The sequence below is a fragment of the Streptomyces maremycinicus genome, assembly GCF_001184025.1.
Taxonomy (GTDB): domain Bacteria; phylum Actinomycetota; class Actinomycetes; order Streptomycetales; family Streptomycetaceae; genus Streptomyces; species Streptomyces maremycinicus.
The window spans coordinates 349,704-376,311 of sequence record NZ_BBYG01000008.1; the positions used below are offsets into that span (position 1 = coordinate 349,704).

At 73.3% G+C, this 26,608-nt stretch carries 16 protein-coding genes; 10 read left to right on the top strand and 6 right to left on the bottom strand.

Going from position 1 to position 26,608, the window contains the following annotated elements; genetic code table 11:
• Positions 1-330 precede the first annotated feature (330 nt).
• On the bottom strand, positions 331-1,539 hold the full coding sequence (locus tag AOQ37_RS01765) for a nucleotide sugar dehydrogenase (RefSeq protein ID WP_062640388.1): 1,209 nt from the start codon (positions 1,537-1,539) through the stop codon (positions 331-333).
• A 400-nt stretch (positions 1,540-1,939) separates the two neighbouring features.
• On the opposite strand from AOQ37_RS01765, the gene AOQ37_RS01770 reads away from it, so the two are divergent.
• Entirely contained in the window at positions 1,940-3,646 is a 1,707-nt protein-coding gene (locus AOQ37_RS01770; RefSeq protein ID WP_078889932.1) for a glycerol-3-phosphate dehydrogenase/oxidase, read from the top strand.
• A 127-nt stretch (positions 3,647-3,773) separates the two neighbouring features.
• Here AOQ37_RS01770 and AOQ37_RS01775 read toward each other — a convergent pair whose 3' ends face one another.
• Entirely contained in the window at positions 3,774-4,817 is a 1,044-nt protein-coding gene (locus AOQ37_RS01775; protein WP_062640397.1) for a serine hydrolase domain-containing protein, read from the bottom strand.
• A gap of 252 nt (positions 4,818-5,069) precedes the next feature.
• Here AOQ37_RS01775 and AOQ37_RS01780 point away from each other — a divergent pair, with 252 nt between their 5' ends.
• The 5 genes from AOQ37_RS01780 (at position 5,070) to AOQ37_RS01800 (ending at position 15,498) form a co-directional block, all read left to right on the top strand.
• Positions 5,070-7,232 carry a serine/threonine-protein kinase gene (locus AOQ37_RS01780; protein ID WP_062640399.1) on the top strand — a complete coding sequence of 721 codons (2,163 nt, stop codon included), beginning with the start codon at positions 5,070-5,072 and terminating at the stop codon, positions 7,230-7,232.
• A 188-nt stretch (positions 7,233-7,420) separates the two neighbouring features.
• Positions 7,421-10,144: a serine/threonine kinase C-terminal domain-containing protein gene (locus AOQ37_RS01785; RefSeq protein WP_062641358.1), complete on the top strand. Its 2,724-nt coding sequence runs from the start codon at positions 7,421-7,423 to the stop codon at positions 10,142-10,144.
• Positions 10,145-10,315: 171 nt separating this feature from the next.
• The gene (locus AOQ37_RS01790) at positions 10,316-12,052 is read left to right on the top strand and encodes a serine/threonine protein kinase (RefSeq protein WP_062640401.1); all 1,737 of its coding nucleotides are present in this window, start codon (positions 10,316-10,318) and stop codon (positions 12,050-12,052) included.
• A 72-nt stretch (positions 12,053-12,124) separates the two neighbouring features.
• Complete coding sequence (locus AOQ37_RS01795) at positions 12,125-13,786, top strand: serine/threonine-protein kinase (RefSeq protein ID WP_062640403.1); 1,662 nt, start codon at positions 12,125-12,127, stop codon at positions 13,784-13,786.
• 92 nt (positions 13,787-13,878) lie between these two features.
• Positions 13,879-15,498, top strand: a complete 1,620-nt coding sequence (locus AOQ37_RS01800) for a serine/threonine-protein kinase (RefSeq protein WP_062640404.1) — start codon at positions 13,879-13,881, stop codon at positions 15,496-15,498.
• On the opposite strand, the gene AOQ37_RS01805 is transcribed toward AOQ37_RS01800, so the two are convergent.
• The gene (locus tag AOQ37_RS01805) at positions 15,495-16,409 is read right to left on the bottom strand and encodes an AraC family transcriptional regulator (RefSeq protein ID WP_062640406.1); all 915 of its coding nucleotides are present in this window, start codon (positions 16,407-16,409) and stop codon (positions 15,495-15,497) included. The two genes, AOQ37_RS01800 and AOQ37_RS01805, sit on opposite strands and share 4 nt — an antisense overlap.
• Before the next feature lie 95 nt (positions 16,410-16,504).
• On the opposite strand from AOQ37_RS01805, the gene AOQ37_RS01810 reads away from it, so the two are divergent.
• The 4 genes from AOQ37_RS01810 to AOQ37_RS01825 all read left to right on the top strand — a co-directional run bounded on the left by AOQ37_RS01810 (position 16,505) and on the right by AOQ37_RS01825 (position 22,973).
• A complete protein-coding gene (locus AOQ37_RS01810; protein ID WP_062640408.1) occupies positions 16,505-17,401 on the top strand; it encodes an MBL fold metallo-hydrolase in 897 nt (298 codons plus the stop codon).
• A gap of 31 nt (positions 17,402-17,432) precedes the next feature.
• Positions 17,433-19,328 carry a serine/threonine-protein kinase gene (locus AOQ37_RS01815; protein WP_062640410.1) on the top strand — a complete coding sequence of 632 codons (1,896 nt, stop codon included), beginning with the start codon at positions 17,433-17,435 and terminating at the stop codon, positions 19,326-19,328.
• Positions 19,329-19,450: 122 nt separating this feature from the next.
• A complete protein-coding gene (locus tag AOQ37_RS01820) occupies positions 19,451-21,094 on the top strand; it encodes a succinic semialdehyde dehydrogenase (protein ID WP_062640412.1) in 1,644 nt (547 codons plus the stop codon).
• A gap of 52 nt (positions 21,095-21,146) precedes the next feature.
• Positions 21,147-22,973: a GMC family oxidoreductase N-terminal domain-containing protein gene (locus AOQ37_RS01825; RefSeq protein ID WP_062640414.1), complete on the top strand. Its 1,827-nt coding sequence runs from the start codon at positions 21,147-21,149 to the stop codon at positions 22,971-22,973.
• Between the two features lie 76 nt (positions 22,974-23,049).
• Here the strand turns inward: AOQ37_RS01825 and AOQ37_RS01830 are convergent, their stop codons facing one another.
• The 3 genes from AOQ37_RS01830 to AOQ37_RS01840 form a co-directional block, all read right to left on the bottom strand.
• Positions 23,050-24,120, bottom strand: a complete 1,071-nt coding sequence (locus AOQ37_RS01830) for an LAETG motif-containing sortase-dependent surface protein (protein WP_234436762.1) — start codon at positions 24,118-24,120, stop codon at positions 23,050-23,052.
• Between the two features lie 134 nt (positions 24,121-24,254).
• Positions 24,255-25,298, bottom strand: coding sequence for a hypothetical protein (locus AOQ37_RS01835; RefSeq protein ID WP_062640416.1), 1,044 nt, complete (start codon positions 25,296-25,298; stop codon positions 24,255-24,257).
• A gap of 253 nt (positions 25,299-25,551) precedes the next feature.
• Positions 25,552-26,601 carry a hypothetical protein gene (locus AOQ37_RS01840; RefSeq protein WP_062640418.1) on the bottom strand — a complete coding sequence of 350 codons (1,050 nt, stop codon included), beginning with the start codon at positions 26,599-26,601 and terminating at the stop codon, positions 25,552-25,554.
• Positions 26,602-26,608: the final 7 nt, after the last annotated feature.

Sequence of the window (26,608 nt, forward strand, 5' to 3'; positions counted from 1 at the left end):
GGGCGCGCGGTCGCGTTCGGGGCGGAACCGGGCTGGTCAGGGGGGCGTGGGCCATGGCGGCGTCGTGGAAGGGGGCGCCCGTTGGACGTCACCGCAAGCCCACCCGCTGGGACCGCTTCGGACGGTGCGGTGCCGGAGGAGGTGGATCTTGCGTCTTTTCGGATGGTGAGCGGCCGCCCCCAACACACGTAGGGGCGGAGATTCCGTGATGCATCCTGGAGCCTGCCGCAGTGACCGCTGCGGTGGGCTCCGCCTGTTCCGTACGTTACCGGCGGGCGGTGGCGCACGCCACCAGCCCCCGGAGCCCTGGGCGGCCGTGTGCGCCCCGGCTCACAACCGGTGCGCCGCCCCCGTAGGGGTGGCCCCCCGCGTGTCCAGCAGCAGCTGCGCCTTCACCGACAGGCCCTGGAGGTCGTACGTCCGGTGCTGCTGGAGGAGGATCGTCAGGTCGGCGTCCGCCGCGGCCTCGTACAGGGAGTCGGCGCGCGGCACCGGGCGGTCCAGGACGCTCCAGGACGGGACGTGCGGGTCGTTGTAGCTGACGGCGGCGCCGAGCTCCATCAGGCGGATCGCGATCTCGCGCGCGGGGGTGTTCTGCTGGTCGGCGAGGTCGGGCTTGTAGGTGACGCCGAGCAGCAGCACGCGCGCGCCCCGCGCCGACTTGCCGTGCTCGTTGAGGAGGGCGGCGGCGCGCTGGACGACGTAGCGGGGCATCCGGCTGTTGACCTGCTGGGCCAGTTCGACCATGCGCAGCGGGCTGCCGGAGTGGCCGGTCCGGTCCAGGGGGACGGAGTGGCCGCCGACCCCGGGGCCGGGGCGGAAGGCCTCGAAGCCGAAGGGCTTGGTCTCCGCGCAGCGGACGACGTCCCACAGGTCGACGCCGAGGTCGTGGCAGAGGACGGCCATCTCGTTGACGAGGGCGATGTTCACGTGCCGGAAGTTGGTCTCCAGGAGTTGCACGGTCTCGGCCTCCCGCAGGCCACGCGCGCGTACCACCTTGTCGGTGAGACGGCCGTAGAAGGCGGCGGCGGACTCGGTGCAGGCGGGGGTGAGACCGCCGATGACCTTCGGGGTGTTGGCCGGGTTGAAGGCGCGGGTACCCGGGTCGACCCGGCTGGGGGAGTAGGCCAGGTGGAAGTCGCGTCCCGCGCGCAGGCCGGAGGTCTCCTCCAGCAGAGGCCGCAGGAAGTCCTCCGTGGCGCCCGGGTACACGGGCGACTCGAGGATCACGGTGGTGTGCGGGCGCAGGTGCCCGGCGAGGGTGCGGGCGGCCGTTTCCAGCTGGGTCAGGTCGAGCCCGCCGTCCGCGTCGCGTGGGGTGGGGGCGCAGATGACGGCGGTGCGTACCCGGCCCAGCTCGGCGGGGTTGGTGGCGGGCCGGAAGCCTCCCGAGAGCATCCGGCGCAGTTCGGCGGGGCTGAGGGAGCCGGCCTCGGGGCCGGTGCGGTAGCCGATGGTGGGGATTCCGGCGGCCACGGCGGCCTGGGCCAGGGGCAGGCCGAACGGGCCGAGTCCGATGACGGCGAGATCTGCGGGCATGGCGTATGCCGTCCTTCCCAGTAACCGAGGTGGGACAGGTGCGCAAGCCCGGTGGACAGAGTGGGCGAGCGCAATGTCAGACTAGGAGTAAATATGACCGTTATGCGGGATTGATCGACTGTGTTGGCGGTTGTGTCGATCGGCCTGCCCGGGCCGTGCGCCGAGCGGCGGCGACCCGCGGCTGCGGCGGTCGGCGACGACCGGCAGCGACCAGCCGTGACGGCCCGTGGCCTCCGTCGCGTTCTCCGGAAGGGTCGGTTCAGGTTCCGTGGGAGTTGTCCACAGGCTGGGGGCGAGTGGTGGCTGAAGCGGGGCATCGCGGTCAGAATTTGGGCATGAGGGATACGAACCGGATCTCGCCCTGAGGGTGCGGCCGGCGCGACCTGTACGGGAGGCAGCGGTGAGGACAGCGACACTGGGGCCGGCACAGCGAGCCGAGTCACTGGCAGCCATGGCCGAGCGGGAGCTGGACGTGCTCGTGGTGGGAGCCGGTGTGGTCGGCGCGGGCACCGCCCTGGACGCCGTGACACGCGGCCTGTCCACGGGCCTGGTCGAGGCGCGCGACTGGGCGTCGGGCACGTCGAGCCGGTCCAGCAAACTGATCCACGGTGGCCTGCGCTATCTGGAGATGCTCGACTTCGCGCTCGTACGGGAAGCGCTCAAGGAGCGCGGGCTGCTGCTGGAGCGGCTCGCTCCGCACCTCGTGAAGCCCGTGCCCTTCCTGTACCCGCTCCAGCACAAGGGCTGGGAACGCTGGTACGCCGGTTCGGGCGTAGCGCTCTACGACGCGATGTCCATGGCCCGCGGGCACGGCCGGGGCCTGCCGACGCACCGCCACCTGACCCGCGGTCACGCCCTGCGGGTCGCCCCCGCCTTGAAGAAGGACGCTCTGGTCGGCGCGTTGCAGTACTACGACGCCCAGATGGACGACGCCCGCTTCGTCGCCACCCTCGTGCGCACGGCCGTGGCCTACGGGGCGAAGGCGGCCAACCGCGCGCGGGTGACGGGCTTCCTGCGCGAGGGCGAACGGGTCGTGGGCGCGCGTGTGCAGGACGCCGAGGGAGGAGGGGAGTACGAGATCCGCGCCCGGCAGATCGTCAACGCCACAGGGGTGTGGACCGACGACACGCAAGCGATGGTGGGAGAGCGCGGGCAGTTCCACGTCCGCGCGTCCAAGGGCATCCATCTCGTCGTGCCGAGGGACCGCATCAGCTCCTCCACCGGTCTGATCCTGCGCACCGAGAAGTCCGTGCTGTTCGTCATCCCGTGGGGCCGGCACTGGATCATCGGCACCACCGACACCGACTGGGACCTCGACAAGGCCCACCCGGCCGCCTCCAGCGCGGACATCGACTACGTGCTGGAACACGTGAACTCGGTCCTGCGGGTCCCGCTCTCCCGGGACGACGTCGAGGGCGTGTACGCCGGGCTGCGCCCGCTGCTGGCCGGCGAGTCCGACGCCACCAGCAAGCTGTCGCGGGAGCACACCGTCGCGCATCCGGTACCGGGGCTGGTGGTCGTGGCGGGCGGCAAGTACACGACGTACCGGGTGATGGCGAAGGACGCGGTCGACGAGGCCGTGCGCGGGCTCGACCAGCGGGTCGCCGACTGCGTCACGGAGGACGTGCCGCTGATCGGCGCGGAAGGCTACCGGGCGCTGTGGAACGCGCGGGCGCGGATCGCGGCGCGGACCGGGCTGCACGTGGTGCGGGTGGAGCATCTTCTCAACCGTTTCGGGGCGATGGCGGAGGAGGTGCTGGACCTCATCGCCACAGACCCGACGCTGGGCGAGCCGCTCCAGAGCGCCGACGACTACCTGCGTGCCGAGATCGTCTACGCCGCCTCCCACGAGGGGGCACGGCACCTCGACGACGTCCTGACGCGCCGCACCCGTATCTCCATCGAGACCTTCGACCGCGGCACGCGCAGCGCCCGTGAGGCCGCCGAGCTGATGGCGCCGGTCCTCGGCTGGGACAAGGACCAGATCGAGCGCGAGGTCCAGCACTACGAGAAGCGGGTGGAGGCCGAGCGGGAGTCCCAGCGTCAGCCCGACGACCTGACGGCGGACGCGGCCCGGCTGGGAGCGCCGGACATCGTGCCCCTCTGAACTTCCGAACGTCCCTTCCCGGCCCGGTGAATTCCCCTGTCGGCCCCGCGCCCGCCTCGGCTTGCGCGGGGCCGATTCACTCGAACGGGTGCGCCGATCCGGGATATCCGTTCGGAGCCGGGTCGTTCTACGGACAGCGAGGACAGAACTCGGCGGCGAGCAGGGCCGGTTCGAGGGCGGGGTCTGCGATCGCCGTCGTGTTCACCCGGAAGGTGAGGACACGCCGACCGTCGACGGTGGCCGCGGTGCGCACGTAGCTTCCGGTGATCCGGCCGTTGTGTCCCCACACCGTGACGCCGCACGGGAGCTTCACGGGGAACAGACCCATGCCGTACGAGCCGTGTGCGGTACGGGTGTCGAGCATCTCGCGCAGCCGGCGCGGGGGCAGCAGTTCGCCGCCGAGCAGCGCCGCGTAGAAGCGGTTCAGGTCGGTGAGCGTGGTCACCAGCTCGCCCGCGGCCCCGGCCACCCGCGGGTCGAGTGCGGTGACGTCGGTCCCGTCCGGGGCATAGGCATGGCCGTGCGGGGAGGGCAGAGAGGTGCGGGAGCCGGGGAAGGAGGTGCCCGTCAGACCCAGCGGAGAGATGATCCGCCGCTTCGCCTCCGTGGCGTACGGGCGGCCGGTGACCCGCTCGACCACCAGGCCGAGCAGGACGTAGTTGGTGTTGGAGTAGGCGAAGCGGCCGCGGTCGGCCGGAGGGTGGGTGACGGCGATACGGACGGCTTGCAGCGGGAGGACGGGCACGACTCCCTCGGTGTCCCGGGTGAAGTCGTACAGGCCACTGGTGTGGGTGAGCAGGGAACGCAGGGTCAGCGCGCGCCCGTCGTTGCCCGCCCCGCGCACCAGGCCCGGCAGGTGCGACTCCACCGTGTCGGACAGCGACAGCCGGTGCTCGGAGGCCAGTTGGAGCACGACGGTGGCGAGGAAGGTCTTCGTGATGCTGCCGGCCCGGAAATGGTCGGAGCGGGAGACGCCGGGGCCGGCCTCCGCGTAGCGGGTGCCGCTCTCCTCACCGGCCAGCAGGGCGGCGGCGGGCGCCTTGCCCCGGGTGAGGAGCAGCGGGAGGAGGGAGGCCGTGGGCGGTGCGGGGGCGGCCTGTGAGCCGGTCGCGAACAGGCCGAGGAGCGCGAGGGCCACGGGTCCGGCCACCATGCTCCGCAGCGGTCGCATCACGACTCCTCCCTTCTGCTCTCCTTCCCCGGCAGCCCCATCATCCAGGGCCGGTGGTGTCTCACTTCAGCGGGTCCCCGCCCCGCGAAAGGGGCCCGTGGGGCCCTGTGGCCGGAGCGTGCTGCACCTTCTGGCCGGAATGCACCGCTCCCGAGTGCGGCCGGAAGGGGATGAGAGGCACCCTGGGCGTCGGGCACTTGTCGGGTGAGGGACAATGGAGGCTCTGTCAGGGCGGGTTGCATGAGGGGACGCATGTCGGAGGCGGAGCGGGCGGGAGCATCCCGTCAGGACAAGAGCGCACGTCTCCTCGCCGGGCGGTACCGGCTGGGAGACGTACTCGGCCGCGGCGGCATGGGGACGGTGTGGCGCGCGGAGGACGAGACCCTCGGACGCACGGTCGCCGTCAAGGAGCTGCGGTTCCCGGGGAACATCGACGAGGACGAGAAGCGCCGGCTGATCACGCGGACGTTGCGCGAGGCCAAGGCCATCGCGCGGATCCGCAACAACAGCGCGGTGACGGTCTTCGACGTGGTCGAGGAGGACGACCGGCCGTGGATCGTGATGGAACTCGTCGAGGGCAAGTCGCTCGCCGAGGTCATCCGTGAGGACGGCGTGCTGGAGCCGAAGCGCGCGGCGGAGGTCGGGCTGGCCATCCTCGACGTGCTGCGTTCGGCGCACCGCGAGGGCATCCTGCACCGTGACGTGAAGCCGTCGAACGTGCTGATCGCCGAGGACGGCCGGGTCGTGCTGACCGACTTCGGCATCGCGCAGGTCGAGGGCGATCCGTCCATCACCTCCACCGGCATGCTCGTCGGCGCGCCCTCGTACATCTCCCCGGAGCGGGCCCGCGGTCACAAGCCGGGCCCGGCGGCCGACCTCTGGTCGCTCGGCGGTCTGCTGTACGCGGCGGTCGAGGGCTCGCCCCCGTACGACAAGGGCTCGGCGATCGCCACGCTCACCGCGGTGATGACCGAGCAGTTGGAGGAGCCGAAGAACGCGGGTCCGCTGAAGGACGTCATCTACGGGCTGCTCACCAAGGACCCCGCGCGACGGCTCGACGACGCCGGTGCGCGGGCGATGTTCAACGCCGTGCTGCACGCGCCCGAGCCGCGGCACGCCGAGCCGGTCGACGCGACGAAGGTCGTGCCGTTGCCGGTTCTGCCGGACGCCGCCGGGGGCCGGGGGAGTTCGGCGGGCGCGGAGGCGGGCGAGAAGCTGCGCGGCGCCTTCCGGTCCGTGCGCAAGGCCGCCGTCGCGGCGGGCGCCGCTACCTCGGCGGCCGCGGCCCGCGCCAAGTCGGCGAACGGCACGAGTGCCTCCGGTTCCGTGGGCACGTCCGAGGCGCGGGACGGTGACGCGCGGAAGGGCGATGCGGCCCGGGGCACCGGAGCTGCCGCTTCCGCCTCCGCCGCCGCGCCCGTGGCACCGCCTTCCCGGGCGGCGACGGGGCCGGCCTCGCGGCCGGTGTCCGGTGCCGCGTCGTCGTCCTCGGTGTCGTCGTCCGCGTCCGTGCCGTCGGCCCGTTCCGGTTCCGGTTCGGGTGCGGGGGCTGGTGCAGGCGTTGGTGCCGGAGGCAGTGGCGGGGGCAGTGGCGGGGGTGCCGGGCGGAGTTCCGGGTGGCCCGTGATGACGCCGCCGGATCTGCCGCCGCGGCCCGTGCCCAGGGCACCGCTGACCGATGTGGTGCCCAAGCGGACGCTGGTGATCATCGCGGTGGTCGTGGCGCTCGCGGTGCTCGGCACCGTGCTGGCCCTCACCCTCGGCGGGGACGACGACACCGCCGGCGGCGCGAAGGACGGCGGTGCTTCCCGGGCGGTGGCCACGGGGAGCGCCGGCGCCGACACCAAGGAGGACGAGGACAGCGGGACCCGTACGGACGGGTCGTCCTCGCAGTCCTCGCGGGCCTCCGCGTCCGCGGCTTCCCCGGGTTCCGCTTCGGGCGACACGTCCGCGCCGGGGGGCGCCGGTACGGCCGGGGCAGCCGAGGCGTCGACGACGCACCAGGGCGGTCAGGGCTACTCGATCGGGCTGCCCGCGGGGTGGAAGTACCAGTCCTCGGACTCCGCGGGCGACCGCTTCACCGGGCCCGACGGACAGAAGCTGCTCGTCGCCTGGACGACCACGCCCAAGGGAGATCCGGTCGCCGACTGGAAGAACCAGGAGCGCTATATGACGCGCTCCCAGTACAAGAAGATCCGAATAGCGGCGGTGGACTACCGGGGCTGGAACACGGCCGACTGGGAGTTCACCTACACGGACGGCGGGACCGCGTACCGCACCATCGACCGCGGGTTCGTCGTGAACGACGGTCTCGGGTACGCGTTGATGTACACGGCGAAGTCCGCCGCCTGGGGTACCGAGCTGCGGCAGGCGACCTGGAAGACGCTCACGGAGACCTTCACACCGAAGAAGTAGCGCGGCCCCGGCGGCGGACGCCGGGCAGCCGTGTTCGGTTGAGATCTGGCATCCCCTCTTTGCGGGTTGCCTCCGGCACGTATCGTGAGTGCTTGCGGACCGTACGCATCCAGCTATTCGGCCGGATACGGCTGTAACGGCACGCGACACGAACGGAATTGACCGACCGGGCGGCCGGGGGAGGCAACGTGGACGACTACGCGGGTCGAGTGCTCGTCGACCGCTACCGCCTGCCGTTGCCGCCCTCCGACGAGTACGAACTCACGGAGTCGCGCGCCTTCGACACCTACAGCGGACAGGAAGTCCTGGTCCGCCAGGTGCCGTTGCCCGAGGTGGTCGAGGCCGAGGTGCTCGACGCGGAGGGGCTGCCCGAGGGGTTCACCGCCCGGGAGCGCGGGGCACGGCGCCCGAGGCCCCGGGGCGCGGGTGAGGGAACACGACGGCCCGCCGACCCCGTCGTCCGGCGGGCGATGGAGGCGGCGCAGGCGACGGCCGGCATTCCCGACCATCCTCGGCTCGACCAGGTCTTCGACGTGTTCGCCGAGGGCGGCTCGCTGTGGATAGTGAGTGAGCTGGTGGCCGCGCGGCCGCTGGCGGCCCTGCTCGCCGAGAAGCCCCTGACGCCGTACCGGGCGGCCGAGGTCGCCTCCGACGTGCTCATGGCACTGCGGGTGCTGCACGCGCACGGCTGGGTGCACCGGAACATCACCGCGCGCACGGTCCTCGTCTGCGACGACGGGCGGGTCATGCTGACCGGCCTGGCGGTGGGCGCGGCGGAGGAGGCGCTGTGCGGGTACGACCCGGTTCCGGCGCCGGAGGCCACGGAGCGTGAACAGGGCCCGGCGGGCCGGGGGAACGGCGGCGCGGGCCAAGGCGGGGCTGTCGTCGGGCCCCGGGCTTCCGCGATTCCGCCCCGACAGGACGGACCGGGCGCTCTCGGCCCCGTGGGTCCCGGTTCCGGTCCCGCTGGGGCGGGCGGCTTCGGTGGATTCGGCGGTTCCGGTGGTCCCGGCGGTCCTGTCGGGGTCGGTTCCGGCGGGGGTGGGTTCGGTGGCGGCACGGTCGACCCCGAGGCCGCCCGGCGGGCCGCCATAGAGGCGCGCGCGTCCGGGGCGCTGCCGGTGCCGACGGGTGAACCGTCCGGTGGCGGCGGGGCGTCCGGTGCGGTGGCCCGCAGGGCGCCGACCGAGACCGGCGGAGACATCCGCGCCGCGCGCGCCGGGGCGATCGCCGCGTACCGCGCGGGAGCGCGGGCGGCGGCCCGGGTGCAGGAGGCCCAGGAGGCCCAGCAGAACGGACGTGCGGCCCTGCCGGGCGCCCGGACCCCGGCCCACGACGGCCAGGGGACCCCGGCAGGCGGTCCGCCCGGCCAGATCGCCGACCCCTACGGTGTCGCGGGCGCGCCCGTGCCCGGACCCGCCGGGTACGCCCAGGGACAGCCCGCCCACCTCCACCCCGCCGCTCCCGGTGGCGCACCGCACGCCGCCCCGCAGGCCCCGCACCCTTCGCTCACGCCCCTTCCCGGCGCCCAGGTGCCCGGGCAGGGGCAGGGGCAGGGCCAGGGGCCGTCGGGCGAGGGGCGCGCCGGGACCCGGTGGGACGAGTCGGCGGCCGGGGCGCCCGCAGGCGTCGCGCGGCGCGGGCCCGGCACCGCGCTGGCCGCCGAGCGGGCGCGTCAGGCCCGGATGGCCGTGGTCGGACCGGTCACCGAACGCTGGGCGCCCGAACAGGCCGGCCCGGTGCACGAGAACTGGCAGCTGGCCGCGCCGATCGGTCCCGCGACCGACCTGTGGGCGCTGGGCGCGCTGCTCTTCAGGGCCGTACAGGGACACGCGCCCTATCCGGAGGAGTCGACGGCCGAGTTGGTGCAGATGGTGTGCGCCGAGCCGCCTGCCTTCGCCGAGGAGTGCGGACCGCTCAGGCCGGTCGTGGAGTCGCTGCTGCGCCAGGACCCGACCGAGCGGCTCGACTTCGAGGAACTGCGGGGCTGGCTGCGCTCGCTGGTGCGGTCCGCGCCGGAGCCGGAGGCGGGCACCTATGTCGTCGCCGCGCCGCCGAACGATCCCCGTCGGCTGCCGATCGTCCGCCGCCGAGGCGAACTGGTGCGCAGACGGCGGGCCGGGCTGCCCGCCACCCATGGACGGCACAAACGCGGCCGGGCGGAGCCGAGCGGTTCCCCCCGCAGCCTGGGCCGCACCCTGCTGGTGCTGATCCTGCTCGTGCTGGCCGGGGCCATCGCGTACGCCGTGCTCTTCATGCCCAAGGCCGACGAGGAGGGCGCCGCCGGCACGGACGGCTCGCGGCGGACCGGGGCCACCGGAACGCCGGACGGCCAGGCGCCCGAGGCGAGCAGCGAACCCAGGCCCGACCAGACCTCACCGGGCAGCGCCTCACCGTCCTCGGGGTCCTCGGGCGCGCAGGCCACCCAGACGCAGAACGGCGGGTCCGGGGCGGACGTCGCCGACGGGTTCACCGTCCGCGCGGACGACGCCGGCTTCCGGGTCGCCGTGGCCAACGGCTGGGACCGCACCCCGAAGAACGGGCGCGGCCAGGTCGTGTACACGCACGGCGACTTCGAGCTGATCGTCGTCCCCGGACGCGACAGCGCGTCGTCGAACGGCAGCGACCCGATGGTCTACCAGCGGGAGAAGGAGAGCGAGCTCCAGCCGTACCGCGACTCCAGCTGGGCGACGGCCTCCGGACTGCGGACGACGACGGTGGGCGCCCGGACCATGGCCGAGGGGCAGTTCACCTGGACCGACGGCGGCGGGCGGGAGCTGTACGTCCGCAATGTGGCGATCCTCATCTCGGGTCGGTACCACATCGTGCAGGTCAGGGGGCCGGAGGCGGAACGGGACGAGGTGACCCGGCTGTTCGAGCAGGCGTCGGCCACCTATCAGTACACCGGCTGAGCGCCCGTCCGGCCGCCCGCGCCCGGCCGTGTTCGGCCCGTCCGGATCCCTTCCGTCCCTCGAGGCGACAACCGTCACAGTGCTGTCACCTTGGCACCCTGCTGGTTCCCCGGAAGCGGCCCGGTCCTTACGCTGGCTGTGTCAAGAGCATTGCGGGGCAACGTGAATCAGATGCAGGGCGCGCTCCTGGCGGGCCGCTACCGGCTCGCCGACGCCATCGGGAGCGGCGGTATGGGCCGGGTGTGGCGTGCGCACGACGAGCTGCTCCACAGGGCCGTCGCCATCAAGGAGTTGACGGCGGCGCTCTATGTCGCGGAGGGCGACCAGGCCGTTCTGCTGGCGCGGACCAGGGCGGAGGCCCGGGCGGCCGCCCGGATCAACCACTCCGCCGTGGTCACCGTGCACGACGTCCTCGAGCACGACGGCCGTCCGTGGATCGTGATGGAGCTGGTCGAGGGCCGCTCGCTGGCCGACGCGGTCAAGGAGGACGGGCGGATCGAGCCCACCGAGGCCGCCCGGATCGGGCTGTGGGTGCTGCGTGCCCTGCGGGCCGCGCACTCCGCCGGGGTCCTGCACCGTGACGTCAAGCCCGGCAACGTGCTGCTCTCGCACGACGGCCGGGTCCTCCTCACCGACTTCGGCATCGCCCAGATCGAGGGCGACAGCACCATCACCCGCACCGGCGAGGTCGTCGGCTCGGTCGACTACCTGGCCCCCGAGCGGGTGCGCGGGCAGGACCCGGGGCCGTCCTCGGACCTGTGGGCGCTGGGCGCGACGCTGTACACGGCGGTCGAGGGGCGGTCGCCGTTCCGGCGCACCTCGCCCCTGACCACCCTTCAGGCCGTCGTCGAGGAGGAGGCCGCCGACCCCGCGTACGCCGGCCCGCTCGGGCCCGTCATCACCGCTCTGCTGCGCAAGGACCCGGCCGCCCGTCCGGACACCGCCGAGACCGAGCAGCTCCTCGCCGAAGCGGCCGAGGGCCGGCGTCCCGCCAGGGCGCAGGCGTATGTGCCGACGCAGTACGGAGGGCCCGACCGGGCCTCGGGGGACCACCCCGTGGCGCATCCGCCGTCCCACCCGACGGCCGGCACCGCGTACCTCCCGTTGGCACCGGATGCGGCGACGCCCGTCCCCGGCCACCCCGGCCACGCGGGCCATCCCGGTCGGCACGGTCACCAGGTGACCGCCGCGACCGCCGTGGGGCCGACGCGTCCCGGTGCGGAACCGGCCACCCCGCAGTCCCCGCCGCCCCGGCGTCGTCGTCGGGTGCTGGCGCTCGTGGTCGTCCTCGCCGCGCTGGTCGGCGGCGGTACGGCGGTGGCGTGGCAGAAGTGGGACGAGGGGCGGCAGGACACCGGTGGGTCCACGTCGTCGTCCGCGTCCGCGTCGGCGTCCGCCTCGCCGAGCCCGAGCACCCCGTCCGCGACGAGCACCCCCGCCGACTCCTGGCTGGAGGTCGACGACCCGCTGGGCTTCGGGCTCTCCCTCCCCGAGGGCTGGGAGCGGGAGGTGTTCCAGGACGACGGCGACCTCAAGCAGATCGACTACTCGCCCGACGGCGGCGAGCACTTCCTCCGGATCGCCCTCGACAGGTCCCCCGACTTCAGCGACCCGTACGCGCACCAGGTCGACCTGGAACAGCAGCTCCAGCGGCTGGTCGACTACCGCCGGGTCACCCTGGAGAAGAACGTCTACCGGGACCGGGACGGTGCCGAGTGGGAGTACACCTGGACCGCGCAGGCGAAGGACACGGAGTTCCCCGGGCCGCGCCGCGCGATCGAGGAGACCTACGTGGCCCGCGACGGCACCGAGTACGCGATCTACATGTCCTCGCCGGCCGAGGACTGGCCCGAGGCGGCCGAGCAGTTCAGGAAGGTACTGCAAAGCTGGCGGGAGCCGACCGCGTAGAGCCGTGCCCGTCCCGGTAGTTGGCCGGACGGCGCCCCGGAAGCGTGACGTCCGGTGGGGCATGATGAGCCCATGGGGACAGAGGGGGGCGGGGACACCGCACGGGTCATCGCGGGCCGTTACCGGCTGGACGCGAGACTCGGGCGCGGAGGCATGGGGGTCGTGTGGGGCGCCACCGACCAGTTGCTCGGGCGGCGGGTCGCCGTCAAGGAGCTGACCCAGGACGACACGCTCTCCGACGAGGAGGCGCGCGGCCGCCGCGACCGGACCCTGCGCGAGGCCCGCGCGGTGGCCCAGCTGAGCCACCCGCACATCATCGTCGTGCACGACGTCGTCGAGGAAGGCGAACGTCCGTACATCGTCATGGAGCTGATCGACGGCGGCTCGCTCGCCGACCGGATCGCCGCACGGGGGCCGATCCCGCCGGCCGAGGCGGCCCGCATCGGGATCGCCCTGCTCGGGGCGCTGCGCGCCGCCCACACGGCCGGGATCCTGCACCGGGACATCAAGCCCGCGAACGTCCTGCTCGAACGCGACAGCGACCGCGTCGTCCTCACCGACTTCGGCATCGCGCAGGTCTCGGGCGCCACCACGCTCACCGAGACCGGGTCGTTCGTCGGCTCGCCCGAGTACACCGCGCCGGAGCGGATGTCCGGGGCGCGGACCGGCGCGGAGTCCGACCTGTGGTCGCTGGGCGCGCTGCTGTGCACCGCGCTGAGCGGCGAATCGCCCTTCCGGCGCGATTCGTTGGGCGGCATCCTGCACGCCGTCGTCTTCGCCGAGATCCGCACCCCCGCGCAGGCCGAGCCGCTGCTGCCCGTCGTGCGGGGGCTGCTGGAACGCGATCCGGACCGGCGGCTCGGCGCCGCGGAGGCGGAGCGGATGCTGCGCGCCTACCTGGACACCGGGCGTACGCCGACGCCGGTGTCCTCGCGGTACACGCCGACCCAGGCGGACCTGTCCCGGCCGGCGTGGCAGCCACCGGCCAGGGAGCGTTCCACGCGGGGTGTGCTGGTCGCCGCGCTGCTGGTCGCCGCGATGGCGGGGGCGGGCGTGTCGGCGGCGGCTCTCCTGCTGAACGGTGACGGCGACGGCGGACGCACCCCGACGAGTTCGGCGCCGGGCTCCACGGGGAGCGGCGGCTCGGCGGGCGCCACGCCCACCGGGACCCCCTCGGCCACCCGTTCCCCGTCCGGTTCCGCCACGTCCTCCGGGCCCGCCCGGTCCGCCGTGTCCGCCCCGGCAGGCTCCGCCTCCGCCGCCTCGGACGACCGGCCCGGCGGGCCGACCGCCCCCTCCGGCTACCGCGTGGCGGTGGATCCGGCCGGGTTCTCGCTCGCCGTCCCGGAGGACTTCACCCGGGTGCCGCAGGGCGAGCGGGTCTTCTACATGTCCCCGGGCCAGGTCTTCCGGCTCGGCATCAAGGTCGCCGCCGTCCGACCCGGCGGCCCGCTCGCCGTGATGGAGTCCGCCGCGGCCAGGGGCCCGGACACCAACCCGGGTTACCACGACGGCCGGGTCACCGAGACGCGTCACGGCACGCGCCCCGCCGCCCTGTGGGAGTTCACCTGGAACGGCTTCAGCGCGGCGGAGGGGCCCCGGCACACCTACGACCTGTGCTGGGAGGAGGGCGGGCTGCTGTACGACGTGTGGGTGTCGGCGCCGGTCGGCAAGGTGCGGGAGGCGCGCGAGTACTTCGACGTCGCGGTCGACACGTTCGTCGTATCGACCTAAACGGGAGATAAGGCGCATGACGCGTCACGGGTCTGTGACCGGTGTGCGCCGCCGGTGGAAACCGGTCTGTCTGGCGCGATAGGGATGGACCCATGAGTTTCGACGGGGGCGCCGGTCACGAGGCCGACGAGACGACGAGTTTTGTTCTCCAGCCGCCCAGGCCGGTGCCGCCGCAGCAGTCCGCGGTGCCCGTCCGGGTTGCCCCGCCGCAGGAGCCGGGCGTCGGGAGGCTCATCGCGGGACGCTACCGGCTGCTCGCCAAGCTCGGGCACGGCGGCATGGGCACGGTGTGGCGCGCCAAGGACGAGACGGTGGACCGCGAGGTCGCCGTCAAGGAACCCCGCGTACCGGACCACCTGCCCGAACGTGAACAGGCCAACGTCTTCGAGCGGATGCGCCGGGAGGCGCGGGCCGCGGCCCGGCTGGACCATCCCGCCGTGGTGAACGTGCACGACGTGGCGGTCGTCGACGGCCGGCCGTGGATCGTGATGGAGCTGGTCCACGGACGCTCGCTCGGCGACGCCCTCCAGGAGGGCACGCTCGGCGCGCGGGAGGCGGCCCGGGTCGGCCTGGCGGTGCTCGGCGCGCTGGAGGCCGCGCACGCGGCCGGCATCCTGCACCGGGACGTGAAGCCGGAAAACATCCTCCTCGGCCGGCACGACCGGATCGTCCTCACGGACTTCGGCATCGCCCGGATCGAGGGCGAGACGAACCTGACCGACACCGGCGGCATCGTCGGCTCGCCCGAGTTCATCGCCCCCGAGCGGGTGCTGGGCCAGCGTCCCGGCCCGGCCTCCGACCTGTGGTCCCTGGGCGTGGTGCTGTACGCGGCGACGGAGGGCGTCTCGCCGTTCCGCCGCAGCAACACCCCGGCCACGCTCCAGTCCGTCCTCAACGCCGTGCCCGCGCCGCCCGCCGCGGCCCAGGGCCCGCTCGCCGAGGCCGTCAACGGGCTCCTGGAGAAGGACCCGGCGCGCCGTCCGGCCGCCGCCCGGGTGCGGGCGCTGCTGGAGGCCGCCGCGAACCCGCCCGCGCCAGAGCCCCGGCTCACCCAGGTCGTGCGGCACGAAGCCGCCCCGCCCGCCCGGCGCCGGTTCGGTCGCGCGGTGTGGACCGGGCTCGGCGCGGCGGTCGTCGCGGCCGCGGTGGCGGTGTACCTGGTGGTCGCCGACCCGTTCGCGGGGCCGCTGCCGGACGGCTGGGCGACGAAGCCCGAGAAGACCGTCACCGCGACGCTGGCGGTGCCCGACACCTACGTACGCGGCGAACCCGGGAAGAACGCCGCCGACGACGAACACTGGGTCAGCTACACCGATCCGAGCGGCGCGATCTCGGTCGTGCTGCTGGTGAGCCGCAAGGCGGAGGACACCGGCCACGAGATCAAGGCCTCCGCGGCCGCCGAGATGTACGCCGACGACGGGGACTTCAAGGAATCCGGCAGCTACGAGCTCGACATGCCGAAGGCGCCGAAGACCTCGACCGACGACAACATGACCTTCCATGACCGCAAGGCGGCCGGGAACACGGTCTCCTACACCACCGACGACACCCAGGATCCCGCCCCGCGGGAACTCCGGATCCTGTACTACAAGTCGACCGGCGGGGACATGTACAAACTGATGATCGGCTACCCGGGCAAGGGTGACTTCACCGCGCGCGGCCGCGAGGTGGCCCGCACCGCGATCGCCAACCTGAAGATCGACAAGCTCTAGGTCAGGCCTTGGCCGGCGTTGTGGAGCGGCTGGGCCCGGTACCTCCCCGGTGTCGTCCCGAACTCCCGGCTGAAGGCGTGGGAGAGGGCGTACGGACTGCCGTACCCCGTCTCCCGGGCCACCGTCGCCAGCGGCGCGTCGGTCTCCCGCAGCCGGGCCGCGGCGAGCGTCAGCCGCCACCACGTGAGGTACGCCATCGGCGGCCGGCCGACCAGTGCGGTGAAGCGGCGCGCCAGCGTCGCCCGGGAGACACCCGCCCGGGCCGCGAGAGCGTCGTTGGTCCAGGGCGCGGCCGGGTCCGCGTGCAGCGCGCGCAGCGCGGCCGTGGTCACCGGGTCGCCCAGGACGGCCGGCCAGGTGCCCGCCGCGGCCCGCGCCAGCCAGGCCCGGACCATGTAGACCAGCAGCAGGTCGAGCAGGCCGGGCAGGGCCAGGGAGGAACCCGGCCGGCGGCCGTCGAGCTCATGGGCCAGCAGGTCGACCGCGCCGCGGAGTTCGGCCGGCCGGTCGGCCCGGTTCGCCAGGTGCACGACCTGGGGCAGCTCGGCCAGCAGCGGGTGCGTACGGCTGCGGTCCAGGCGGTACTTGCCGCACAGCAGCTCCACGTCACCCGCGCGGTGACCGGGCCGGACCTTCTCGAACGGCACCGCCCGGGCGGCCGTCGCCGCGTCCACCGGCCCGTCGGCCAGCACATGCCCCGCGCCGTGCGGCAGCAGCACGACGTCCCCCGGGCCGAGGTGGATCCCGGTGCCGCCCTCCGGCAGGAGCCAGCAGCTTCCCGCCAGGACGACATGGAACCCGGCGCCCTCGTAGGCGGCGATCCGGGTGCACCAGCGGCCGCCCACCTCCAGCCGGTCGGCGTGAGGCCGTCCGGTGCGTACCGAGGAGATCGCGTCGCTCACCACGTCCATGAGCGAAGGGTAGGAGAGCGGGTGAGGCGCACGCGTATCGGAGCGAGCGTTGCGGGCATCGAAACACTCGGTGGCGGCTTCCTAGGCTCGCCGACATGACGGACGAACATGTGCAGAGTTTCACGGTCGGAGACGTCGAGATCCTCCGGGTGGTCGAGTGGCAGTCCCTCTTCGTGCCCGCCTCCGATCTCGTCCCCGGCTGCGGCCCCGAGGTGTGGAAGGAACATCGCGAGCTGCTCGCCCCGGACCACTGGGACCCCGACAGCGGCCGGGTGATGTCGGCGCTCCAGACCTGGGTCGTGCGCAGCGCCGGCCGCACGGTCCTGGTCGACACCGGCGTCGGCAACGGGCGGGAGCGGCCCGGTCTCCCGCACTTCCACCGGCGGGAGGGGGATCTCCCGGGGCGGCTGGAAGCGGCTGGGGTGCGCCCGCAGGACGTCGACATCGTGGTCAACACCCATATCCACGCGGACCACGTCGGCTGGAACACCGTCGACGTCGAGGGGGAGTGGGTGCCGGCCTTTCCCCGCGCCGCCTACCTCCTCCCGGCCGCCGACGACGCCTATTTCGGCCCCGCGGGCGGCTACGGCGGGGGAGAGCGCGAGGACGACCGCCTGGTCTACGAGGACAGTGTCGCTCCGGTGCACCGGGCCGGACAGGCGGTGCTCTGGGAGGGGGAGCACCGCGTCGACGAGCACCTCACCCTGGAGTCGGCCGCCGGCCACACCCCCGGCTCGGCCGTCCTGCGGGTCGCCTCGCGCGGCGAACGGGCCGTGTTCGTCGGCGACTTGCTGCACAACCCCGTGCAGGTGCTGCGGCCCGAGTGCAGCAGTTGCTTCTGCCTCGACCCCGGCCGCGCGGCGACTCAGCGGAACAGGATCCTGCAACGGGCAGCGGCAGAAGGGGAGTTGGTGATACCGGCGCACTTCGCGGGGGCCGGGGCGGTGGAGGTGCGGCGGCTGGAAACGGGACGGTTCGCCCTGGGCAGGTGAGGGCGCCGGAGATCGTGGTAGTCATGGAGGCATGAGCAACGACGGGGGCCCCGGCGGCGCCGGGAGCCGTACGGTGGGCGGCCGCTACCGGCTGCTGGAACGTATCGGCTCCGGCGGTACGGGCACCGTCTGGCGGGCCCACGACGAGCTCATGGACCGCGAGGTCGCCGTCAAGCAGCCCCGGTTGCCCGGTGATCCCGAGGACGACTTCCACCGCCGGGCGGCCCACCGCCTCCACCGCGAGGCCAGGGCCGCCGCCCGCGTCGACCACCCCAACGCCGTCGCCATCCACGACGTGGTGGTGGAGGAGGGCGCGGCAGCGGGTGTGGAGGGCGGACTCCCCTGGATCGTCATGGAGTTGGTCCGCGGCGAGTCGCTGCACGAGGTGCTGGAGCGCGGCCCCCTCGCCCCGGCGGAGGCCGCCCGGATCGGCCTGGCCGTCCTGGGCGCCCTGCGTGCCGCGCACGCCGTCGGCATCGTCCACCGGGACGTGAAACCCGCCAACGTCCTGCTCGGACCTCCCCCGCTGCCGCACCCGCCCCCGCCCGGGCCGGGGCGCCCTCACGGCCGGGTCGTCCTCACCGATTTCGGCATCGCCCACGTCCAGGGCGAGGAATCCCTCACCGTCGGCGGCGAGTTCGCGGGCTCGCTGGAGTTCATCGCGCCCGAGCGGCTGTCCGGCCGCGTAGGGGGCCCCGCCTCCGACCTCTGGTCGCTGGGCGTCCTGCTGTACGCCGCGGTCGAGGGCTCGTCCCCCTTCCGCCGGACGACCGTGGAGTCCACGCTCGCCGCGATCGTCGCCGCGGACCCCCCGGAGCCGAAACAGGCCGGCCCGCTCGGCACGATCGTCGGACGGCTCCTGGTCCGCGACCCGGTACGGCGGCCCGACCCGGCGGAGGTCGCCGAGGCACTCGCCGCGGTCGCGGAGGGCCACCGCGTCCCCGCCCCGGCAGGGGAGCCCGACCAGCTAGGGAAGGCCGGAGCGGGGGGAACGGAGGGAGCCCACGAGGCGCCTGGCCCGGTTGGCCCGGTCGGCCCGGTTGGCCCGGTTGGCCCGGTCGGCCCGGTCGGTCCGGACGGCGCGGTGCCCACGGACAGCCCGGACGGCTCGGTCCCCACGGTCGGCGGGGTCGGCACGGATGGCCCGGTCGGCGCGGACGGCTCGGTCCCCCCGGCCCCCACGGACGGCCCGGACGGCTCGGTCCCCACGGTCCCCACGGACGGCTCGGACGGCCTTCAGCGGTCGCCGGCGCGCCCCACGCCCGCGCGTCGCGCGCTGACGCTGGCCGTGCTCGCCGGACTGCTCGCCGGCGGCACCTGGTGGGGGAGTGCCTGGTTCGGCGGGGCCGACAGCGGAGCGGCGGAACGGCCGGTGACCTACACCGGCTCACCGCCGACGAATCCGTCCGCCTCCGCCCCTGCGTATGCCTCCGCCTCCGCCTCCGCGAATGCCTCCGCCTCCGCCGTCGAGGAGACGCGGTGGGTCGCTCATCGCGAGGCCGGGCTGGACGCCGTCCTGTCCCTCCCGAACCGGTACAGGCCGTCGGAGCGGCAGGTCGGCGCGGACCGGCAGCCGCGCCTGGTGGTCTACTCGCAGGGCTCCGTCGACGTACGCCTCACCCTCTGGGACAAGGCGCCCGCCGCCCCGATGGCCAGGGCGGCCCAGGCGCACGACACCTGGAACGCGCACGCCCCGGACGCGCGCACCCGGACCACCCGGACCACCTTCCACGGCGACCAGGCCGCTCTCGCCGACACCACCTACGGCCTGGACGACACCCCGACCCGGGTCATGGAACTGTTCGTCCTCACCGCCGACGCCCGCATGTACGAGCTGCGCGTCGACATGCCCAAGGGGACGGCGGAGGAGAGACAGGGCACGGCGGTGTTCACAGCGGCCCGCGACCGCCTGGAGATCGGCAAATAACCGGGAACAACGTCCTGATCAGCAGGTTTGTTGCCAGTGAACGCTGGCACCATGTGTGCGGTCGGTGAAACGGTATTACCGGCGGGTACCCAAAGTCCTCCCCACGTCATACTCTGCGCCTCATGACGGACTCGCAGGCCCCGGAAAAGACCGGCACCGAGCTCAGTGGGACGACCACGACCGGTACCAATCCCCTCGCCCCCGCCCCCACCGGCGTCCGTACCGCCGCAGACGTGGTCACGCCCGAGCTGATCGCCCAGCTCACCAAGGGGGTGACCGGCTCCGGCCGTACCGCCAACCACACGCCCTTCACCGGCGAGAAGCTGGCCGACCTGCCCGAGTCCACGCCCGACGACGTGCTGAAGGCCTTCGAGGCGGCCCGCAGGGCGCAGCCGGTCTGGGAGCGCACGCCCGTACGCGAACGCGCCGCCGTCCTGCTCCGCTTCCACGACCTGGTGCTGGAGCGCCAGGCCGAGGTGCTCGACCTCATCCAGCTGGAGACCGGCAAGGCCCGTCTGCACGCCCATGAGGAGGTGCAGGCGGTGGCCGTCGCCGCCCGGCACTACGGTCGCAAGGCCCCCTCCTATCTCCGCCCCAAGCGGCACGCGGGCGCCATGCCGACGCTGACGAAGGTCACCGAACTGCGCCATCCGCGGGGTGTCGTGGGTCAGATCGCTCCCTGGAACTACCCGCTGGAGCTGTCGGTCGGTGACGCGCTGCCGGCGTTCGTCGCGGGCAACGCGGTGGTGATGAAGCCGGACACGGAGACCTGCCTGACCGCCCTGTGGGCCCGTGACCTGCTCGTCGAGGCGGGACTGCCCGCCGAGGTCTTCCAGGTCGTGCTCGGCGAGGGGCCGGTCGTCGGCCCGGAGGTCGTCCGGCACGCCGACTACGTCTCCTTCACCGGCTCCACCCGCACCGGCCGCGAGGTCGCCCAGGGCGCGGCCGCCCGTCTCGTCGGTGTCTCCCTCGAACTCGGCGGCAAGAACGCGATGCTCGTGCTCGAGGACGCCGACATAGAAAAGGCCGCGGCCGGTGCCGTCCGCGCCTGCTTCTCCTCGGCGGGCCAGCTCTGCATCTCCATCGAGCGGCTGTACGTCCACGAGTCGATCGCGGACGCCTTCGTCGAGCGCTTCGCCGCCCGCACGAAGGCCATGCGTCTGGGCACCTCCCTGGCCTACGGCGCCGACATGGGCTCCCTGGTGGGCGAGCGCCAGCTGGAGACGGTGACCCGGCATGTGGAGGAGGCCGTCACCAAGGGCGCCAAGGTGGTCGCCGGCGGGGTCGCCCGCCCGGACGTCGGCCCGTACTTCTTCGAGCCGACGATCCTCGACGGAGTGACGGAGCCGATGTCCGTCTGCTCCGAGGAGACCTTCGGCCCGGTCGTGTCGATCTACCGCTTCAAGACCGACGACGAGGCCGTCGAGGCAGCCAACTCCACTCCGTACGGCCTGAACTCGTCGGTGTGGACGAAGGACGGCCGGCGCGGCCGGGAGGTCGCCGCCCGGGTGCGGGCCGGCACCGTGAACGTCAACGAGGGCTATGCCGCGGCCTACGGCAGCGTCCAGTCCCCGATGGGCGGCATGAAGGACTCCGGGCTCGGCCGCCGCCACGGTTCCGAGGGCATCCTCAAGTACACCGAGGCCCAGACGGTGGCCCAGCAGCGCGTCCTGCCGATGGCTCCGGCCCTGGGCATGGACGACGAGAGGTACGCCCGGTTCATGAGCACGAGCCTGAAGGTGATGAAGGCACTCCGGCTCCGGTAGCCGACCGCTCCACCCCCGGCCGCCCGCACGCACACTCGACGAGGAGAACCCCGTGCCCCAGGACGCCCATGCCCACGCGGACGCCGACGCCCACGCCGTCGCCCCCGTCGACGCATACGACTACGACGTCCTCGTCGTCGGCTCGGGCTTCGGCGGTTCGGTGACCGCCCTGCGCCTGACGGAGAAGGGCTACCGGGTCGGCGTCCTGGAGGCGGGCCGCCGCTTCACCCGCGAGTCGCTGCCCAGGAACTCCTGGGATCTGAAGAACTATCTGTGGGCGCCCCGGCTCGGCATGTACGGCATCCAGCGCATCCACCTGCTGGGCAACGTCATGGTGCTGGCCGGCGCGGGCGTGGGCGGCGGCTCCCTCAACTACGCCAACACCCTCTACGTACCGCCGAAGCCGTTCTTCGACGACCCCCAGTGGCGCGACATCACCGACTGGCAGGAGGAGCTGAAGCCGTACTACGACCAGGCGCGGCGCATGCTGGGCGTACGGCTCAACCCGACGACGACCCCCTCCGACGTGCATCTGAAGGCGGCGGCGGAGCGGATGGGCGTCGGCGACACCTTCCACATGGCGCCGGTCGGTGTGTTCTTCGGCGACGGCGAGGACGCCGACGGGACGGCGAAGGCCGCGCCGGGGGAGCAGGTCGCCGACCCCTACTTCGGCGGCGTCGGCCCGGCCCGCAAGGCCTGCACCGAGTGCGGCGAGTGCATGACCGGCTGCCGGCACGGCGCGAAGAACACCCTGAACGAGAACTACCTCCATCTCGCCGAGAAGGCGGGCGCGGTCGTGCACCCGCTGACGACGGTGGTGTCGGTCACGGACGACTCGCGGGGCGGCTACGCGGTCGCCACGCTCCCCACCGACGACCGCCGCAAGGCGCGGGGCCGGGTCTTCACGGCCCGCCGGGTGGTGCTCGCCGCAGGCACCTACGGCACCCAGACGCTGCTGCACCGCATGAAGGCGAACGGACAACTCCCGTATCTCTCCGAGCGGTTGGGCGAACTGACCCGCACCAACTCGGAGGCGCTGGTCGGCGCGCAGACCGACGACCGCCGCTATCGCAAGGTGACGGGCGCGGCGAAGGTGGACTTCACCCGCGGAGTCGCCATCACCTCCTCCGTGCACCCGGACGCCAGCACCCATATCGAGCCGGTGCGCTACGGCAGGGGCTCCAACTCGATGGGCGGCCTGTCGATCCTGCAAGTGCCGTACGCGGAGGGTTCGTCGAGGGTCGCCGGCTGGCTGGCGAACGCGGCCCGCCACCCGCTGCTCGTCCTGCGCTCGCTCTCCAACCGCAAGTGGTCGGAGCGGACCATCATCGGCCTGGTGATGCAGTCCCTCGACAACTCGCTGACGACGTACCTGAAACCGGACGGCGTCGGCAAGGGGCTGCTCACCGCCCGCCAGGGCCACGGCGCCCCCAACCCCAAGCAGATCAAGGCGGCCTCCGAGGCGGCTTCCGCGATCGCCGCCGAGATCAACGGCTTCGCCGGATCCAACGTGGGCGAGCTGATGGGCACCCCGCTCACCGCGCACTTCCTCGGCGGCTGTCCGATCGGGGACTCGCGCGAGACGGGTGTCATCGACCCGTACCACCGCCTCTACGGCCACCCCGGCATCTCGGTCGTCGACGGCGCCGCGGTCTCGGCGAACCTGGGCGTGAACCCGTCGCTCACCATCACCGCCCAGGCCGAGCGCGCGATGTCGTACTGGCCGAACAAGGGCGAGACGGACCCGCGTCCGGCGCAGGGCACGGCGTACGAGCGGCTGAAGCCGGTGGAGCCGGTCAGCCCGGCGGTGCCGGCGGAGGCGTTCGGCGCGCTCCGCCTGCCGTTCCTGGGGATACCGGCCGTCCCGCCCAAGCAGTAGGCGTTCCGCCCGGCACAAGGCGAAGGGACCTGCGCCCCCCTCCGAGCGCAGGTCCCTTCGCTGGTCTCGTGCCGCGTTACGCGTGCGTGCCGACCTGGCGGCGACGGACCGCGAACACCGCGCCGGCGCCGGCCACCACGGCGACCCCGCCGACGAGCCCGATCATCGGCAGCGCCGAGTTCGAACCGGTTTCGGCGAGGCTGCCGCTGATCGGCTTGGCGCCGCCCTGGGCCTTGGTGCCGTCGGTGGGCTTGTCACCGTTGGGCTTGGCGTCGTCGACACCGTCCGTGTCGCTGCCGGCGCCGAGGATCTCGACGTCGTAGTAGTCACCGTTGAAGTGGCAGTCCGACTTGTCGCCGACGTACAGGGCGTCGCTCATCGCCAGCGAGGAGCCCGCCGGGGCCGATGCCGCGACCTGCACCCGCAGGTCGAGAGACGCGGAGGAGTCCGCCTCCAGCTCGTCGAGCTGGGCCAGGAAGGAACCCGTGACGTTGACCGTCGTGCCGTCCTCGTCCTCGTAGGAGTCCTGGTAGGCGTCGGTCCACTTGCCGTCTTCCTTGACCTGGATGACGGCGAGGCCCTCGGACAGCCAGGCGTCCGTCTCGTCGGCGTAGTCCAGGAACATGGCGATGTACACGTGCTCGAAGTCGACGTCGGAGTCGTTCCCGACCTCGTACGTGAAGTCGTGCCAGCCCGAACCGGCGACGATCTTGCTGGGCAGGCCCTTGACCTCGGCCGTGAGGTCCTCGTCCAGGTCGAAGGACTCGCAGTCCGTGTCCGGGTCGAACCCGTCCTCGCTCTCGCTCGCCGACGGGCTCGCGGTGGTCTTGCCGGAGCCGGACGCCGACGGCGACGAGGTGCTGGAGGAGGAGCTGGACGCGCTCCCGGTCTGCGACTCCGACGCCGACGGGGACGAGGTGTCGGAGGAGGAGGCGGAAGCACTGGAGCCGCTCGAGCCGGACGGCGAGGCGGATGTGTCGTCCGAGGCGGACGTGCTCGCGGACGGCGAACCGCTCTCCTCCGCGAAGGCGGCGGGCGCGGACAGCAGGGCGAGCGGCGCGATGACGGCCGTCGCGGCCATGGTGACGAGCGTGCGGCGGAGCTTCATGGAGACCTCGGTGGATCCGGTGTGGGAGGCCTTCCGCATGGGGGTCGGGATGTGGCCTTCGGTTCGGTAGGTGTGACAGGCCGAAGCTGTGAACAGTTGTGCTCAGCTCACAGGATCTTTATGTGGTACCCGTCACACCTGTCACACCCGCCCCCCGAGCCCGGGTCCCCCGCTCAGTCCTCCGTGTCCGTCGGGAGGAGCTCGCCCACGTCGGTCCCGCACTCCCGCTCGATCCTGGCGACCGACGCCTTGAGGGCGGTGTCGTCGACCGAAGCGGAGCCGCCGGTCCCGGCTTCGAGCGAGGCGGCGTACCGGCGCAGCGCCGAGGCGTCCTTCCCGGCCGGTCCGGCGAGGTCCGCGAGGTCGGTGAGGACGGCGGCGAGCTCGTCCGGCGTGTGACGGCTGTCCTCGGACACGGCGAGCGGCGCGGCGACGGAGCAGAAGGTGTCGGCCGGCTCGCCGGCTCCCGCGACCTTCTGGTACCGGGCGGCCGGGTCGAGCGCGAAGTACCGTGCGGCCGTGGCGTCGGGAGTCGTGCTCCGCAGGATCTCCTGGACGCCGGTGGCCGGCTTCCCCGCGGTGCGGAACGCCATCGGTTCCTCGTCGCCGGGCACCAGCCGCTCCTCCCACGTCGAGCGGTAGGCGTCGGCCGTGACCGTCTCCCCCTCGAACTCGCCCTCGCCGATCCGGCCGTGGTCGTAGGGCAGGACCCCGCCCGAGCCGAGCGGCGACCAGGTTCCGTCGGCGAAGCGGGCGAACGTGATCACGTAGTCGTGGCCGACCTCCAGCCGCGAGGCGTCGGGCGACCCCAGTTCGTTCCTCGGGCCGTCCTTCAGCTGCCATCCGTCGGCGGTGAACGACACCGTCGACGGCAGGGCGGGCGCCTCGGACCGGGCCCAGACGAGCTCCTTGACCTGGAGGTCGACCGTCCGGGACAGATAGTCCTCGTCCGTGCCGGTCTCCTCGCCGGTATCGCGCCGCTCGTGCTCGGCGGTGACCCGGACGACGGCGACCCGGTCCCCGTACGACACCCAGTCGGTCGCGGTGAAGGACGGCACCGCCTCCTTGTCCGACGTGCCGAGCACGACGCCCGCGCTGTCGGCGTTCGCGCTCCCGGCGTCGCCTCCTGAGGCGTCGTCGGTCAGCGGGACGAGCGCGAGCGCACCGGCGACGGCCGCGCCCAGCACGGCCCCCGCGATCTTCGTTCGCGTGGTCATGGCCACGGGACTCCCCCTCGGGTCGGTTTCGGAAGGTCATCACAGTGACGCCGCTGGAGCCCTGTTCGTTCGGAGCCCTGTTCGTTCGGATCCCCGTTCGTCCGGATCCCCGTTCGTCCAGGGGCCCTCTTCGTCCGGGGGCCTCTTCGGCCGGGAGCCCGGTGCTCCGGGGCTCGGCGAGAGATCCGTAGGGGGCGGACCGCCGGGGGAAGGCGGCCCGCCCGGTCAACGGGGGCCGGTCACCGCGGGTCGGTCACTCCGCGTCGCCGGTGTCGTTCGGCAGGAGTTCGCCGACGTCGATCGTGCAGGCGCGCGCGATCCGCGTGGCCGCGGTCCTGCGGATGGTGCTGGCGGTCCAGTTCGTGTCGTCCCCGGTGCGCAGCTGCGCCGCGTAGGCGCGCAGGATCGTGCTGTCCGCCGCCTCCGACATACCGGCGAGGTCGCCCAGGATGTCCGCGAGCTCGCTCGCCGTGTACCTGCTGTCGGCGTCGGTCGCGAGGGGCGCCGCCACCCGGCAGAAGGTGTCCGCCGCCGCTGCCGCCGCCACGGCGGCCTTGGCGACCAGCCGGGCGCGGGCGACCGCGTCGAGGGAGTAGTTCTGGGCGGCGGTGGCGTCGGGGGTCGCACTGGTCAGGAGCGCCCTGACGCCGGCCGCGCTCTGGCCCGCCGCCTGGTAGGTCACGGGTTCGGCCACACCGCTGACCAGCCGCGAAGCCATCGTCGAGCGATATGCCGAGGCGGTCACCGTCGTGCCCTGGTACTCGCCCTGACCCACCTCGCTGTTGTCGTAGGGGAGGACGGCGCCGGTCCCCAGCGTCGACCACTCCCCGTCGGAGAAGTGGGCGAACGAGACCAGGTAGTCGTGTCCGACCTCCATGCGGGACGCGTCCTGCGAGCTCACGCGGAGCTTGCCCTCGTCCTTGAACTCCCAGCCGTCCGCGATGATCGACAGCGTGTCGGGCAGGGCCGTGGCACCCGCGCGGGACCACACCCGTTCCTTGACCTGGAGGTCGATCGTCCGGGAGAGGTAGCCCTCGCCCGCCGAGATCTCCTCGCTGTCGGCGACCCCCTCGTGCTCGGCGGCCACATGGACGACCGCCGCCTGGTCGCCGTACGAGACCCAGTCGCTCGCCGTCCGGGACGGGATGGCGTCCTTCGACTCGCCGAGGACGACGTCGCTCCGCCGGTCCGCGTCGGTGGCGCGCGCGTCGTCCGTGAACGGGACGAGCGCGGCCGAACCGATCAGGACGCCGGCTATGGCGGCGCCCAGCACGGTGCCCGTTATCTTCTTTCCGGTGCTCATTGCCACG